Raw genomic sequence first — 13,478 nt, 5'->3', positions numbered from 1 at the left:
ACGGACGGTAAACTCGGCTCCATGACGAATGAACCATTTCAACGAACAGCCCAGACAATCGCCTCCAGCCTGGCATTTGCCGCGGTCCCGGGTCGGCTGAGTTGTGTCGAGGGGCCCGCCTGCGGCCGATTTATCTGATGGACCGGCCGCTCCATGACGCGCCCACGTGGGGTGGGCAATAAATGGTGCGCGGGCGGTAGCGAGCCTGTTTTTTTCTGATAAAACACCGAACAACCTACCCAGACTTCAAACGCGCTTCAACGCGACAGGACGCAACGTATTCGCATGTCCCATCTCAACGAACTCGAAACCGATCTCATCGCAGCCATTGAAGCTGCAGACACAGAGACCGCCCTCGAAGAAATCCGTGTTTCCGCACTTGGAAAGAAGGGCAGCATTTCAGAGCAAATGAAAACGCTCGGAAAAATGTCCCCGGATGAACGCCAGACCATGGGCCCCGCTCTCAATGCACTGAAGGCCAAGATCACGGATGCGGTTGCCGCACGCAAGGCAATGCTGGCCGAAGCGGCGCTGAATGCACGGCTCGCCAGCGAGACCATCGATATCACCCTGCCTCTCCGGCCGTCTCCAGCGGAAACCGGACGCGTTCATCCCATCAGCCAGGTGATCGACGAACTTGCTGCGATCTTCGCGGATATGGGCTTTTCGGTCGCAGAAGGCCCGGACATCGAAACCGATGACCTCAATTTCACCGCCCTGAATTTTCCCGAAGGCCACCCGGCGCGGGACATGCACGACACCTTCTTCTTCAACGAGAAGGAGGATGGCGAACGCCTGCTGCTGCGCACCCACACATCGCCGGTGCAAATCCGCACCATGCGCAACGAAGAACCGCCTATCCGTGTGATCATTCCGGGCCGAACCTATCGCTGCGACAGCGATCAGACCCACACGCCGATGTTTCACCAACTGGAGGGCCTTGTGATCGACAAGACCTCCCACTTCGGGCATTTGAAATGGACCCTTGAGGAATTCTGCAAGGCATTCTTCGAAGTGAAAAACGTCAACATGCGGTTTCGGCCCAGCTTCTTCCCGTTCACCGAACCGTCCATGGAGGTCGACGTTCAATGCGATCGCTCTGGCGGCGAGGTGAAAATCGGCGAAGGCTCCGACTGGATGGAGATCCTCGGCTGCGGCATGGTTCACCCGAACGTCCTGCGCAATTGCGGTCTCGACCCCGACGAGTATCAAGGCTTTGCGTGGGGGGTCGGGATCGACCGCTTGGCGATGCTGAAATACGGAATGCCGGACCTTCGAGATTTTTTCGATGCCGATATTCGCTGGATCCAGCATTACGGCTTCCGCCCGCTTGATCTGCCGACGCTGTTCGGCGGCCTGTCATCCTGACCAGGCCCCTCGCAAGATAAAGGCCCGACTGAAATGCCGCTTCTTTCCCGTGTTTTTACCGCAATCATTGTGCTCGTTCTGTCTGCCGGGATCGCTGCGGCACAGACGGAGGACCGGGACTCCCGTGTTCCAACGCCCACATCCTTCATGGAAGCCTGCGCCGAAAAGAGCGAGGCACGGGGGCGGCTGCGCTTCTGCGGCGAGTACTTTCAAGACAAGTTGGGGGCGGAGGCAGACGCGCTTTTGTACCTCCGGGACCGTATCACGAGCTTGCGGGCTTCCCATGCCGAGGCCGCCGTCGAGAAGTATGACAGCTTCTTGTCGGCAATCTACATCGTGGCGTTTTTGACGATCTGTTCGATCGTCCTCGTTGCCAGCGAGCGGCGGATCGGCGGCACGGCGCGATGGGCGAGTTTGGCCAGCTCCGCAGCCCTCTTGATTGTCGTTGGTGTTATGGCGGTCGGCTGGCTCGGCAAGTACAGGGCGGAATATGCGGCTCAATTCGAGCTGGGCATCCTGCGCGACCGGATCGAGGCGGAAGCCGCGCAAGCGATCACGACCGGTCAACAAATCACACCCGAAATCGTTCGCGGCTGGACAGTTGAACTGTCTGATATCGGAAAACGATTTGCCGAGAGCTATGGCAATGCATCGCCGCTGCCGGACATCGACCGGATCGCGGCGCAATAGACCACAAACTCCTTGTCCGGCAGGCGCGCGCCGCACGGCAGACGCGCCCCGGGCCCACGACATGAAGAGCAAGCCCCATGAAGTTCACAGTTTCCTGGCTGAAAGACCATCTGGAGACCGACGCCAGTTTGGAAGAGATCGTCAACCGCCTGACCATGATCGGCCTGGAGGTCGAGGGCGTGTCGAACCGCGCCGAACGCCTGGCGCCGTTCACGATCGCGAAGGTCATTGACGCCGGTCCGCATCCCAACGCCGACCGGCTGAAAGTGCTGACCGTGGATGCCGGGGAAGGCAAACCGCTCCAGATCGTTTGCGGCGCCCCGAATGCGCGGAAGGGACTGGTCGGCGTCCTGGGCCGGCCTGGCGACTATGTGCCGGGCATTGATATCACACTCTCCGTCGGGAAGATCCGGGCCGTAGAGAGTTTCGGCATGATGTGCTCGGAGCGCGAACTGGAACTGTCCGACGCGCATGAAGGCATCATCGATCTTCCTGAGGACGCTCCGGTCGGCCAGTCCTATGCATCCTGGGCCGGTTTGGACGATCCGGTCATCGAAATCGGCCTGACACCCAACCGGCCGGATTGCACGGGCGTGCATGGCATCGCGCGCGACCTGGCCGCCGCCGGTCTTGGCAAGTTGAAAGACAGCGGTGCGAAGCAGGTGCGCGGCACCTTCCCCTGCCCGACCGGTGTCACCTTGGAATTTGGCGATACCAAGCCGCTCTGCAAGGCATTCGCTTTGCGCTTGGTCAAGGGTGTCAGCAACGGGCCTTCGCCGAAATGGATGCAGGACCGTCTCGTCGCCATCGGCCTGCGTCCGATCAACACTCTGGTCGATATCACAAACTACATGACATTCGACCGCGGCCGGCCCCTCCACGTCTTCGACGCGGCGAAGGTCAATGGTGATCTTGTCGTGCGGCGCGGCCGCTCCGGCGAAAGCATCGAAGGCCTGAACGGCAAATCCTACGAGGTGGATGACACCATCTGCGTCATCGCCGATGACAATGCGGTGGAGAGCCTCGGTGGCATTCTGGGCGGCGAACTTTCCGGGTGCACCGAAGAGACCACCGATGTCCTGATCGAGTCCGCGCTTTGGGATGAAGACGGCATCGCTGCGACCGGGCGCAAACTGGGCGTCAACACGGACGCCCGCTACCGTTTCGAGCGCGGTGTGGACCCGGACTTCATGCTTCCAGGACTTGAGATGGCCACCCAGATGGTGCTCGACCTGTGTGGCGGCGAGCCTTCTGAAATCGTTCAGGCCGGAACGGTGCCGGAAAGCGCCAAAGTGATCGACTTCCCCTATGCGGAAGTCAAGCGCCTGTCTGGCATTGAAGCGACAACGGCGGAAATCAATCTGACCTTGAAGGCGCTCGGTTTCTGGATCTCAGGTGCCGGCGACACGGTGAAAGTGGCCGCGCCGAGCTGGCGTCCGGACATTGAGGGAAAAGCGGACCTTGTGGAGGAAGTGGTCCGCATTCTCGGTCTTGACCGTGTTCCGGTGACCCCTCTGCCGCGCGGTAGAACCGTCGCCTCGCGCATCTTGACGACCGGGCAGATCCGCCGCTCGAAAGCGCGGCGGGCGCTTGCCGCGCGCGGAATGAACGAAGCGGTCACCTGGTCCTTCATTTCAAAGAGCCACGCCGATCATTTCGGCGGCGGGCAAGCCGAACTGATGCTCGCCAACCCCATTTCCGCCGACATGTCGCACATGCGGCCGAGCCTTTTGCCCGGTCTCTTGAGCGCGGCACAGCGCAACGCGGATCGCGGCTACCCGGATGTGGCGCTGTTCGAGGTCGGTCAGATTTTTGGCGGCGACGCGCCGGAAGACCAGAAGATGGTGGCTTCCGGTATCCGCCGGGGAACCGCACGCCTTGAAGGAAGCGGGCGGCACTGGGCAGGTGCGGCCAACGCGGTCACCGTGTTCGATGCCAAGGCGGACGCCTTGGCCGCGCTATCGGCCATCGGCGCACCCGCGGACAAGCTCATGGTGTTCCGCGATGCGCCCGGCCACTTCCACCCCGGCCGTTCCGGGGCGTTCAAGCTTGGCCCGAAGAACACTTTGGCCGTTTTCGGTGAGCTCCATCCCCGCACGCTGATGGAGCTTGATATTTCGGGACCGGTGATCGGGTTCGAGATCTATCTGGACGCTCTCCCCGAACCGAAAGCCAAGGCCACCCGCTCCAAGGGCAAACTGCTTGCGTCCGATCTCATGCCGGTGCGCAGGGACTTCGCATTTGTGGTCAACACCAGTGTCGAAGCCGAAACCTTGCTGAAGGCCGCCCGCGGGGCGGACAAGGCTCTCATCAGCGAGGTGACGCTTTTCGACGTCTATCAGGGCAAGGGCATCGACCCGGACCAAAAATCGGTGGCGATCGACGTTCTTCTCCAGCCGGTCAAGAAAACCCTGACCGATGAGGAGATCGACGCCGTATCCAAAAAGGTCGTCGCCTCTGTCGAAAAGGCCACAGGTGGAACGCTGCGCGGATAGACCTGTGAGCTGAACAACTGGAAAGACCCGGATACGCTCCGGGGCTTTCCTTCCGGCGCCGTCTGGTTTTTCTATTGAGGAGCAGATTGTCCCAGCATCTCGTCCACCATCATGCGCGCGCATAAGGGGCGAGGATCAAGCCAGGATGCATGGCAAAGAGCCACAGCCCCCGAAAACTGGCAACCGGACCTTTGAGCGGCTCGCCCGACCGTGACACCGGCCGGTTTGCGATCCGTGTCTCCAAAACCTCCAAACCGCCTGAGGCTGGAAACAGGTCCTCAAGCGCACGAACGGTATCCCGTCCGATCCGGGCGTCACTCCGGCCTTTGAGCGAAGCCGCGGACATCAAGGTGCCATCGGGCCTTTGGCGGACTTCGACCCTTGGCGCACAGACAATCGGGCCGATGTTTAAAGGGTGGTTTGACCGCAGCCGGACAAGTGCCGCCGGAGAGCCGTCGACAGGATCTTCAAGGCCCAGAGGCCGCAGCAAAGACCCGCAAGCCGTCCCACAGGCCAGAACAACGGCATCTGCAGAGTAATGACCATTTGCGGTCTCAACACCGCTTACCCGGTCCCCGGAGACAACCAGTTTCTGGACCCCAGCGCCGTAGGTGATCTGCGCCCCCAGACCTTCGGCGCGCGAGCACAGCAACCGGGCCGCTTCGCCCGGTTCAAGCGCCATGTCGTCCGGCAGGAAAGCCGCTTCTGAGGGGACCGCAGGAACCGACGGCAGCAGCCGGGTGAAGTCTGCTTCTGCGATCCGCTCTATACGGGTTCCCGCTGCTTGGTGTTGCTCGACAAACGTCTGTGTTTGCGCTGGATCGTCCTGCCAAACCACCGCGCCGGTTTTTCGGATTGGCCACGCAGCGCCCAACTCCGCCGCCAACCGCGCATGGTCCCGCACCGCGTCCTGCCGAAACCTGTACCCGGCCACATCGTCAAGCGCATTGGCATTGAAAACGTTGATCCACCCCATCGAATGGGCCGTGACATTGTCCAGTTCCGGCACTCCCGCCTCAAGCACCTGGACGTCCAGCCCCACGCGGGCGAGGCGGTAGGCAAGGACCGAGCCGCAAAACCCGGCTCCAACAACAATCACTTTCATGAATGCATGACCTGCTGAGACGAAGTCGGGCGCCGCTCAAAACCGGACCTGGCCCGGTCCGAAAGGATACCCGCAGACCGTTACCCCGCGTAGGGGATCGCCGCAAGCCAAAGCCGGTGGACGGCGGCCCGTTCAGTTTTGAGCATTCGCCGACCGATCCCGGCATGTGAAGCCAATATCGCAACGGGCGTTGTCGCGGGTCGGGGCAAAGGCCGGCTGCGTGACATCGGTCGGACTGAAGCAGAACTGGTGGGTCGCCACAAACCTTTGGTAGGTGTTCTGCCCGGTTGTCATGACAAGTCCGCCCTGCGCCTTGACACGCGCCTTTGCCTGCTCGCAGGTCATCGTCCTGGTATCGGGCCGCGCCTGAGCGGACAAAGGCGAGGGCTGCAGCAAAATGACCGTTGATCCGATGAGCGCGGCAGCGCCCATCCTGGAAAATGGCATTGCGAAAGCCTGACGAATCCGGTGCATCATGTATCCTTCGACATGACTGTCTTGTGATCGAATATGAAGCCCGGCACGCCGAGGTCAAGACAAACACGATCGCCAAAGAATGGCAGGTAGCGCGCGCATGCCCACAACACCACCCGACCCATTCCCCGTCGGCGAACTGGCTGACCCCACCAAGACCCGCGAAGATGACCGGTTCCGCGCGGTTTCGCGGATTGTTCAAACGGACCCAACGCTGATGGCCATCCTTCAAACAAGCCGCCGCCTCGATCTGCCCGATGCCTGGCTCGTCTCGGGCGCCATCTATCAAACCATCTGGAATGCTCTGACGGGCCGTCCGGAAGGTTATGGGATCAAGGACTACGATCTTATCTATTTCGACGGGTCGGATCTGTCCTATGACGCGGAAGACAAGGTGATCCGGCGTGTCGCAGACGCCATTCCCGAATTGGCCGAACGTATCGAAGTCCGGAACCAGGCACGGGTGCATCTTTGGTACGAAAACCGGTTCGGGCGGCCGTACGAGCCCCTTTCCTGCAGCCTTGAGAGCCTTGTGTTCTATGCATCCAAGACCCACGCGGTAGCCGTTCGGCTGACACAAGGCAATGCGCTGGAGGTCCACGCTCCCTTTGGCCTGGCGAATATCTTTGCGATGCGGCTGGTTCCAAACACCGCGACGAACAATCGCGCCACCCACGAGGAGAAAGGTGCGCGGATGAAAACGTTCTGGCCGGAGCTGACCGTTGTCCCATGGCCGAGCCGGATTTCATCTTAGGTTCCGACCGATAGGCCCGGCCTCTTTCGGTTTCCCGAACACTTCTCCGCCCAATCGGAACGAAGATGAATACCCGCCAGACGACCGTCTACGCAATCGTCCGGCCTACAGTGGCGGCATTAACCTGCTAACAAGCGGAATGCGGCATCGTTTCGGAGATTTTCGCCCCCTGTCAGAGAACTGCAACAGGTTTGCAATACCGGTGGCGTGATTGTTTCAATCAGAATGGCAAACCAGAGCAGGTCCCGATGTCCATGTAACAGACGAACAGAACCCAAGGCGCCCCTCGAGTTTGAAAACGGCCAGCATCCAAAAGGCGTAGCCCATGCACGATCACGGACCAAACAAGGAAAAACTTATAGTATATCTACAGGAGGTAATCTATTTATCTGTACGAATACTTGCTATTCTTATGGTCGTGGTGATCATTATGGGTGTTGTTGACGTCGGTTGGACACTTTATCAAAGGGTACTGGCCCCACCGCGCTACATCCTGACGATTCCTGACATTCTGGGCGTGTTCGGGGCCTTCATGGCCGTTCTGATTGCCATCGAGATTTTCATCAATATTACGATCTATCTGCGCGAAGACGTCATCCACGTGAAGATCGTGATCGCAACAGCACTCATGGCTGTGGCACGAAAAGTCATCATCCTGGACATGGAAAAGGTCGAGCCGCTTGAACTGTTCGGTTTGGCCTTGCTGGTGTTTGCCGCCAGCGGGGCCTACTGGCTCGTTCACAAGACCCCGGTCTTCACGCTGAACATCCCAACCAAGGAAATGGGGGCGAAAAAGGACCAGGAGAAGCTGTAGGGCCGGGTTTCGGACAGTCGGTCTCACGGCTTTCGGCGAGGCATGGGTTTGTTGATGGAGCGTACCTTTCCCGGCTCGCTCGCGCGTGAAACGGTTCAATCTTCTCAGGAGATGCTTTAGGAAACCGCGCGCATGGGGCGATTTGAAATCAGCTTCACGGGAATGAGGCCACGGACAGAATTGCCGACATAAACGGCCTCCGCGGTCATCAGATCGTCAGGGGTCAAATCGGCCTCGAACGCGGCCCGCATCTCCAAAAGCCCGGCGCGCAAAACACCTGGAAGAAGGCCATGGCCAAGCGCGGGCGTCAGCAAACGGGACTGCTTGCGCACGAAAAGGTTGGTGTAGCTGCCCTCGGTCAGGAACCCGTTCTCGTTCATGAAGAGCACCTCCTCGCAGCCGGTCTGCGCCGCGTATCTGGCCCGGGCCTCATCGTAAAAGGCCCGATGTGTCGTCTTGTGAAAAAGAAACGGATCGTTGGACGACACGGTTTCATCGGCGATACACACGTTCCAGGCGGGCCTTGCCCGCGATGGATCGAGCGGGACCTTGGATAGCGAGATAGCGCCGTCCGGATCGAGCTCCAGACGGACACGCTGGGGTGTCCCGCTGGTTGCGCAATCGTCTTCCAATACGGATCTGACGGCCTTTTCGTCGAAATGGAAGGAAAAGTAGCGCGCCGAGTCCGCCAATCGCTGCAAGTGGCGATCAAGAAGGGTGTACCCCTCGCCAGGATAAAAGGCCAAGGTTTCGATCAGACTTATCTCGGGCAGGCAGCGCGTTAGGAAGCTCAGTTTCAAGGCGCATTCCTCATATTCCGGTCCGGCCCCGGAATCGAAAACGACGCCGGACCCTGTGCCGGCCACACCGGACCCATCCGATTTGAGATCCAATGTCCGGATAGCCACGTTGAAGCGGAAATCCCCGTTGGGCGCCACGGCCCCGATTGAACCGGTGTAGATACCGCGTGGCGACGTTTCCAAACGGTCGGCGATCATCATCGCGCTGAGCTTTGGCGCCCCGGTGATCGAACCACAGGGAAAGAGTTTGCGGATGATTGACGGGAACTCGATGCCCGGCTCCAGCTCTGCCTCGACGGTCGACGTCATCTGATGGACGGTTCTGTAGCGCTCGACCTGGCACAGATTCCGTACCTTCACCGTTCCCGGGCGGCTGATGCGAGACAGGTCGTTGCGCATCAGGTCCACGATCATCGTGTTTTCAGCACGCTGTTTGGGGTCGGCGGCCAACTCCAGCGACAGTGTCTCGTCTTCGGCATTGAACCGGCCGCGCGGCGCGGTGCCCTTCATCGGCCGCGTCCGGATCGTTTGGCCGGTGCGCTGCAAGAACAACTCGGGCGACAGGGACAGAAGGGTGCGTTCACCGGTATTCACGTAGGCTGCATGGGCCACTGGCTGACGCCGAAGAAGATCAAGCAGAAGGGCTTCCGGAGCGCCTTCGACCTTCAAAGCCGCGCGGATGGTCAGATTGACTTGGTATATGTCGCCTTGGGCCAGATGGTTGCGGACCTCGGCAAAGGCCGCGCCATAGTCTTGCACATTCATGTCGAAACCGGTCACCGACACTTTGGACGGTGTTTCCGCTCCGGTTTGCGCCCTGGCGGTTTGCCTCAGTAAAGTCCGGACATGGGATAGGTCCAGCGCCTGTGCATGATCGAACACACCAAACCACACCAGGGGATCACCCGTCCCCGTCCAGCGCGCCCGCAGCTTTTCCTCAAAAGCGTATCCGGCTTCATAGGCGAGAAAGCCGGCGACATGGCAGCCGGACCGGCGCGCGGCTTCGATGTCGGAAAGACACGGTTCGACTTCGGCCAAATCGGTGCAGGTTATGATACGCTGCGGATCGCGATAGAGCACCGCTTTGCCGCCATGCAAAACGTCGATCAGCAAAACGGAGGCGGGAGGAAGGGTGTTTTGATCCATCTTTTTTGGCCGGCCGGGCGCGATTTGATCCCGGGCTTAAACCATACGCTTGGGATTCGCGCCATTCAGATTAGGCCGGCAAATGGCATCGCACCGACCTCCCGTCAAGCCGTCCGGTCCAAATGCACCGCATCGAAACACGCCGAAACACCCAAACCGGGCCGATCAGCCGGCCTGCCCGTTTGTGCAGCAGCCGTCTCAGGCCGCGCGGACATCCTCAAGGAACGCTGAGACCGCGGCTCGCATTTCCGAAGCCTCACGTTCGAGTTCCTCCACGGACGTGCTGACCACGGCCGCCGACCCGCTCGTTCGTTCAACCGCCTGCGATACCCCCCCAATGTTCTCGGCAACCCGTCCGGTTCCGGTAGCTGCTTCCGCGACATTTTGGGAGATCTCGGCCGTCGCCGCCCCTTGTTGTTCAACGGATGCGGCTATGCCGGAAGTGTATTTGTTGACCTCGTCCATAATCGCAGCGATTTCCCCGATGGCGCCCACGGCATCACGGGTCTCGTTCTGGATCGCCGAAATCTGGGCTCCGATTTCTTCGGTGGCCTTCGATGTTTGGGTTGCAAGCTCTTTCACTTCGGCTGCGACAACAGCAAATCCCTTACCGGCCTCGCCCGCCCGTGCCGCTTCAATGGTGGCGTTCAAGGCGAGCAGGTTGGTCTGTTCTGCAATCGCCTGGATCAAGGTGACCACCTCGCCAATGCGATTTGCCGCTTCCGCCAGGCCTGCGACTTTCTGGTTGCTCTTCTGCGCCCCATGCGTGGCCTCCACGATGATTCGTGTTGTCTGCTCGACCTGCCGGGAGATTTCGCTGATAGACGACGACAGTTCCTCTGCGGCTGATGCGACCATCTGAACATTCGAAGACGCCGTCTCGGACGCATCGGACGCCTGCCCGGCCTGCTTGGCCGTGCTTTCCGCGACATCCCCCAACTCGCCCGAGGCCAAGCGAATTTGCTGGACCTGCTGCAGGACGCTTTCAAACCGTTGCGCAATTTCGCTCCGGAACTCCTCGATACGGCGCCCGACGCGCTCCTGTTCCTGCCGATCCTCAGCCAGCCGGGCCTTGTCCGCATCCTGAAGGGCCGCTGCCTGTTCCGCTGCCTTTGTCGCCTCCGAAAGCGCGCTGTCCGCGACGGAAAAGGCCCTTGCCAACCGGTCCACCACCCAGATCAGGGCCGCAACCTCCGCAACAACGATGACCGCATGAAACACAACGCGTGTAAGGTTCGCCCCACCGGGAAAAACCGCCGCCGGGAAAGAGAAGTTCAGCACCAGATGATGGACGGCAACGACAGCGGCATAGGCCAGAAGCGCCCTGCGGTCGACATAACCGGCCAGGATCGCCAGAACCGCGAAGAAATACATATGTCCGTCAAGTTGGAAGGATTGGGCCGGATCCGGAGCGGCCAGAGCCGCCACAAACAGGGCAACAAGGGCCGCAAGGGAGACCGCGGTTGCGATCCTCGTTTCAACGGCGGCTCCGAATTTCAGCCAGGCCGCGTTCGCCGCCACACCCAGGAGCAGCGCCGCCCCGCTCATCGTCACGAGGGGCATGGTGCCCACCAGCCACGTCGTCACCATGACAAGCAGGACATTCATCCACACGAAGTAGACCATATAGGTCGCAAAGCTGGTGCGAAGGCCCTCAAGGCTGGTGTCCGCCGTGCGTTCGTGATTGCTCATGATCTTTCCTTGGTCCTTATCGCCAATGGGACGGGCAGACGCCAATTCGGCTGTCACGCTTGGAAGCCGGCATGATCAAGCCACGCTCATCGCGTCAGACAAACCGGTCCGGAATTCCCTTCGACGGACCTTGGTAAAGTCGCCAACCTGCCCTGACCGCACCGGACAGCCCTGCCCGTTCCCCACTGGCGCCAATGCTAGTGGCTGGCCCTTAAGACTTCATAAAACGGCTCATAATCATGGAATACAGCAGAATGCGGGGCGGGGCTTCCCTAACGCAAGAAGCCGAGGCACGAACACCGCCGCGCCGCCGCTTCCTTCACAATTCATGACGGTTCCGGCCTGACGCCACAAACCGCTTCTACGCGGTGATCCCAGCCGGACAGCGGACGCCTGTTCCCGCGATGCCGCAATAGCCTCCCGGGTTTTTCGACAGGTACTGCTGGTGATAGTCTTCCGCAAAATAGAACTGGCTAAGCTGTCTGATCTCGGTGGTAATGGTCGAACGGATACCCGACTGCAACAAGGCCTGCTGGAACGCGGCCCGTGTCGCTTCGGCAAGGGCAAGGTCCTCCGAATCACTGACATAGATCGCGGACCGGTACTGCGTGCCCGTGTCGTTTCCCTGACGCATGCCCTGCGTGGGATCGTGATTTTCCCAAAAAACGCGAAGCAGGTCTTCAAGACTCACGGCCGCAGGGTCGTAAACCACCAGGACAGCCTCGGTATGTCCGGTGCGGCCGGTGCATGTCTCGTTGTAGGTCGGATTCGGCGTGTGCCCCCCCGCATAGCCGACAGCCGTCACGTAGACGCCGGGGATCTTCCAGAACAGGCGTTCGGCACCCCAGAAGCACCCCATGCCGAACAGGACCGTTCTGGCCCCTTCCGGATAAGGCCCAGTCATCGGCCGGCCGTTGACATGATGGGGAGCGGAAGGAACGATCGCCGCATCCCGTCCCGGCAGTGCTTCTTCAGCGGACGGAAGCGTGAACTTCTTGGCAAGCATGGTCATGAATGACATCTGGACCCCCTGAACGCGTTGAGTGGCTGGCATGAAGGTATCGCGTCTTTCGGTTTCTACAAGACGGCCGCGCCGGGAAAGGGCCGCCTCACGCCGATGATTCAGACCCGGACCCAAGCTCAAGCTCAGGGGCCGGCTCAGGCTCCTAAACGGATACCGGAGCGGGATCTGGATTTTCCGCCCGTGCCCAAGGCGAGGCACACCAGTCCGAGCGGGGTCGCAACCGCCCAAACCGGCCAGGTCAAGACGGTCATGATGACTGGGTCCCATAAGACCGGGCTGACATGCCGCTGAACGGCGGCCTGCGCGAGGTTCAACGTTTCCCGGGACAAGTCGAACCAGAGCTGCCCGATCGGCATGAACACCAGGTCGGACGCTCCGATCGACCTGCCGGCATCCGCCACGATGGCTATTACGGCACAGGCCAGAATAGCCAGTCCCGCAATGCGCAGGATGAACCTCAAGATCTGCACCATGGTTTGCCTTCCATCTCCCGGCAAAATGATGCCGCAGGTTGGCGCTGTCGGGCAGCGCCTTCACCGCCCCGGCCTGTGTGCCAGTTAAACGAATCGCCCCGATCCATACGGAGACGTAGGATGCCCGAGCGGCATCTGCAACCTCAGAAATCCCCCAAAACCGCACAAATCCGTGATGGGACACACAAACGAGACCGCGCCCGTCCTGCCGCCGCAGTCCCCCATGATGCCTTGCCCGGATTGATCAATGGAAGGCGGATCCGCCAGCTCCGTTATCCCACCAAACACCCGAACAAAAAAAGTTCAAGACCCGCTTGAACTCCGAAGCCCCATGGGTATATTGCGCCTCTCGCACGCGGGAACGCTGCGAAGTGGACAGGTGGCCGAGTGGTTGAAGGCGCACGCCTGGAACGCGTGTATACGGGCAACCGTATCGAGGGTTCGAATCCCTCTCTGTCCGCCATAAATATTTTTGTCCGATGCGGAGACATCGGTAGGTGTGTACCGGAGACACGGTGTTGATTTTCACTGAGAACTGACCCGGTATTTCCACCGAGAATTGACCCGCCTTTTGTGTATGGAACGGCGGTTACGCCGTGGTCAAGATTTTGGCTTCCTCCCTTCGTTGTCGGCCTGATTTGCG

11 protein-coding genes and 1 tRNA gene are annotated in these 13,478 nt (G+C 60.3%); 6 read left to right on the top strand and 6 right to left on the bottom strand.

Going from position 1 to position 13,478, the window contains the following annotated elements:
• Nucleotides 1-285: 285 nt before the first annotated feature.
• The 3 genes from pheS (at nucleotide 286) to pheT (ending at nucleotide 4,553) form a co-directional block, all read left to right on the top strand.
• Nucleotides 286-1,368 carry a phenylalanine--tRNA ligase subunit alpha gene (gene pheS, locus F0184_RS16505; RefSeq protein ID WP_150497314.1) on the top strand — a complete coding sequence of 361 codons (1,083 nt, stop codon included), beginning with the start codon at nucleotides 286-288 and terminating at the stop codon, nucleotides 1,366-1,368.
• A gap of 33 nt (nucleotides 1,369-1,401) precedes the next feature.
• Entirely contained in the window at nucleotides 1,402-2,058 is a 657-nt protein-coding gene (locus tag F0184_RS16500; RefSeq protein WP_150497313.1) for a phenylalanyl-tRNA synthetase subunit alpha, read from the top strand.
• Between the two features lie 77 nt (nucleotides 2,059-2,135).
• Nucleotides 2,136-4,553: a phenylalanine--tRNA ligase subunit beta gene (gene pheT / locus F0184_RS16495; protein WP_150497312.1), complete on the top strand. Its 2,418-nt coding sequence runs from the start codon at nucleotides 2,136-2,138 to the stop codon at nucleotides 4,551-4,553.
• Nucleotides 4,554-4,662: 109 nt separating this feature from the next.
• On the opposite strand, the gene F0184_RS16490 is transcribed toward pheT, so the two are convergent.
• Both F0184_RS16490 and F0184_RS16485 read right to left on the bottom strand, forming a co-directional pair.
• Nucleotides 4,663-5,658 (bottom strand): NAD(P)/FAD-dependent oxidoreductase, encoded by a 996-nt coding sequence (locus tag F0184_RS16490; RefSeq protein ID WP_150497311.1) that lies wholly within the window; start codon nucleotides 5,656-5,658, stop codon nucleotides 4,663-4,665.
• 132 nt (nucleotides 5,659-5,790) lie between these two features.
• On the bottom strand, nucleotides 5,791-6,105 hold the full coding sequence (locus F0184_RS16485; protein WP_150497310.1) for a hypothetical protein: 315 nt from the start codon (nucleotides 6,103-6,105) through the stop codon (nucleotides 5,791-5,793).
• A gap of 127 nt (nucleotides 6,106-6,232) precedes the next feature.
• Here F0184_RS16485 and F0184_RS16480 point away from each other — a divergent pair, with 127 nt between their 5' ends.
• Both F0184_RS16480 and F0184_RS16475 read left to right on the top strand, forming a co-directional pair.
• Nucleotides 6,233-6,886, top strand: a complete 654-nt coding sequence (locus F0184_RS16480) for a nucleotidyltransferase family protein (RefSeq protein WP_150497309.1) — start codon at nucleotides 6,233-6,235, stop codon at nucleotides 6,884-6,886.
• 325 nt (nucleotides 6,887-7,211) lie between these two features.
• Nucleotides 7,212-7,700, top strand: a complete 489-nt coding sequence (locus F0184_RS16475; protein WP_150497308.1) for a phosphate-starvation-inducible PsiE family protein — start codon at nucleotides 7,212-7,214, stop codon at nucleotides 7,698-7,700.
• 116 nt (nucleotides 7,701-7,816) lie between these two features.
• Here the strand turns inward: F0184_RS16475 and pabB are convergent, their stop codons facing one another.
• The 4 genes from pabB to F0184_RS16455 form a co-directional block, all read right to left on the bottom strand.
• Entirely contained in the window at nucleotides 7,817-9,646 is a 1,830-nt protein-coding gene (gene pabB / locus F0184_RS16470) for an aminodeoxychorismate synthase component I (protein ID WP_150497307.1), read from the bottom strand.
• A 198-nt stretch (nucleotides 9,647-9,844) separates the two neighbouring features.
• Nucleotides 9,845-11,338 (bottom strand): methyl-accepting chemotaxis protein, encoded by a 1,494-nt coding sequence (locus F0184_RS16465; protein WP_150497306.1) that lies wholly within the window; start codon nucleotides 11,336-11,338, stop codon nucleotides 9,845-9,847.
• A 361-nt stretch (nucleotides 11,339-11,699) separates the two neighbouring features.
• Complete coding sequence (msrA, locus tag F0184_RS16460; protein ID WP_150497305.1) at nucleotides 11,700-12,359, bottom strand: peptide-methionine (S)-S-oxide reductase MsrA; 660 nt, start codon at nucleotides 12,357-12,359, stop codon at nucleotides 11,700-11,702.
• 137 nt (nucleotides 12,360-12,496) lie between these two features.
• Nucleotides 12,497-12,835: a hypothetical protein gene (locus F0184_RS16455; protein ID WP_150497304.1), complete on the bottom strand. Its 339-nt coding sequence runs from the start codon at nucleotides 12,833-12,835 to the stop codon at nucleotides 12,497-12,499.
• Nucleotides 12,836-13,208: 373 nt separating this feature from the next.
• Here F0184_RS16455 and F0184_RS16450 point away from each other — a divergent pair.
• A tRNA-Ser gene (locus F0184_RS16450) sits at nucleotides 13,209-13,298 on the top strand.
• Nucleotides 13,299-13,478 lie beyond the last annotated feature (180 nt).

The organism is Roseibium aquae (assembly GCF_008711285.1).
Classification (GTDB): Bacteria; Pseudomonadota; Alphaproteobacteria; order Rhizobiales; family Stappiaceae; genus Roseibium; species Roseibium aquae.
The sequence above is the reverse complement of the archived record's forward strand: the minus strand, read 5'-3'. Positions and strand labels throughout refer to the sequence as shown.

Coding starts and splice junctions, on each gene's coding strand:
- pheS (WP_150497314.1), top strand. CDS start 286: ATGTCCCATCTCAACGAACTCGAAACCGATCTCATCGCAGCCATTGAA.
- F0184_RS16500 (WP_150497313.1), top strand. CDS start 1,402: ATGCCGCTTCTTTCCCGTGTTTTTACCGCAATCATTGTGCTCGTTCTG.
- pheT (WP_150497312.1), top strand. CDS start 2,136: ATGAAGTTCACAGTTTCCTGGCTGAAAGACCATCTGGAGACCGACGCC.
- F0184_RS16490 (WP_150497311.1), bottom strand. CDS start 5,658: ATGAAAGTGATTGTTGTTGGAGCCGGGTTTTGCGGCTCGGTCCTTGCC.
- F0184_RS16485 (WP_150497310.1), bottom strand. CDS start 6,105: ATGCCATTTTCCAGGATGGGCGCTGCCGCGCTCATCGGATCAACGGTC.
- F0184_RS16480 (WP_150497309.1), top strand. CDS start 6,233: ATGCCCACAACACCACCCGACCCATTCCCCGTCGGCGAACTGGCTGAC.
- F0184_RS16475 (WP_150497308.1), top strand. CDS start 7,212: ATGCACGATCACGGACCAAACAAGGAAAAACTTATAGTATATCTACAG.
- pabB (WP_150497307.1), bottom strand. CDS start 9,646: ATGGATCAAAACACCCTTCCTCCCGCCTCCGTTTTGCTGATCGACGTT.
- F0184_RS16465 (WP_150497306.1), bottom strand. CDS start 11,338: ATGAGCAATCACGAACGCACGGCGGACACCAGCCTTGAGGGCCTTCGC.
- msrA (WP_150497305.1), bottom strand. CDS start 12,359: ATGTCATTCATGACCATGCTTGCCAAGAAGTTCACGCTTCCGTCCGCT.
- F0184_RS16455 (WP_150497304.1), bottom strand. CDS start 12,835: ATGGTGCAGATCTTGAGGTTCATCCTGCGCATTGCGGGACTGGCTATT.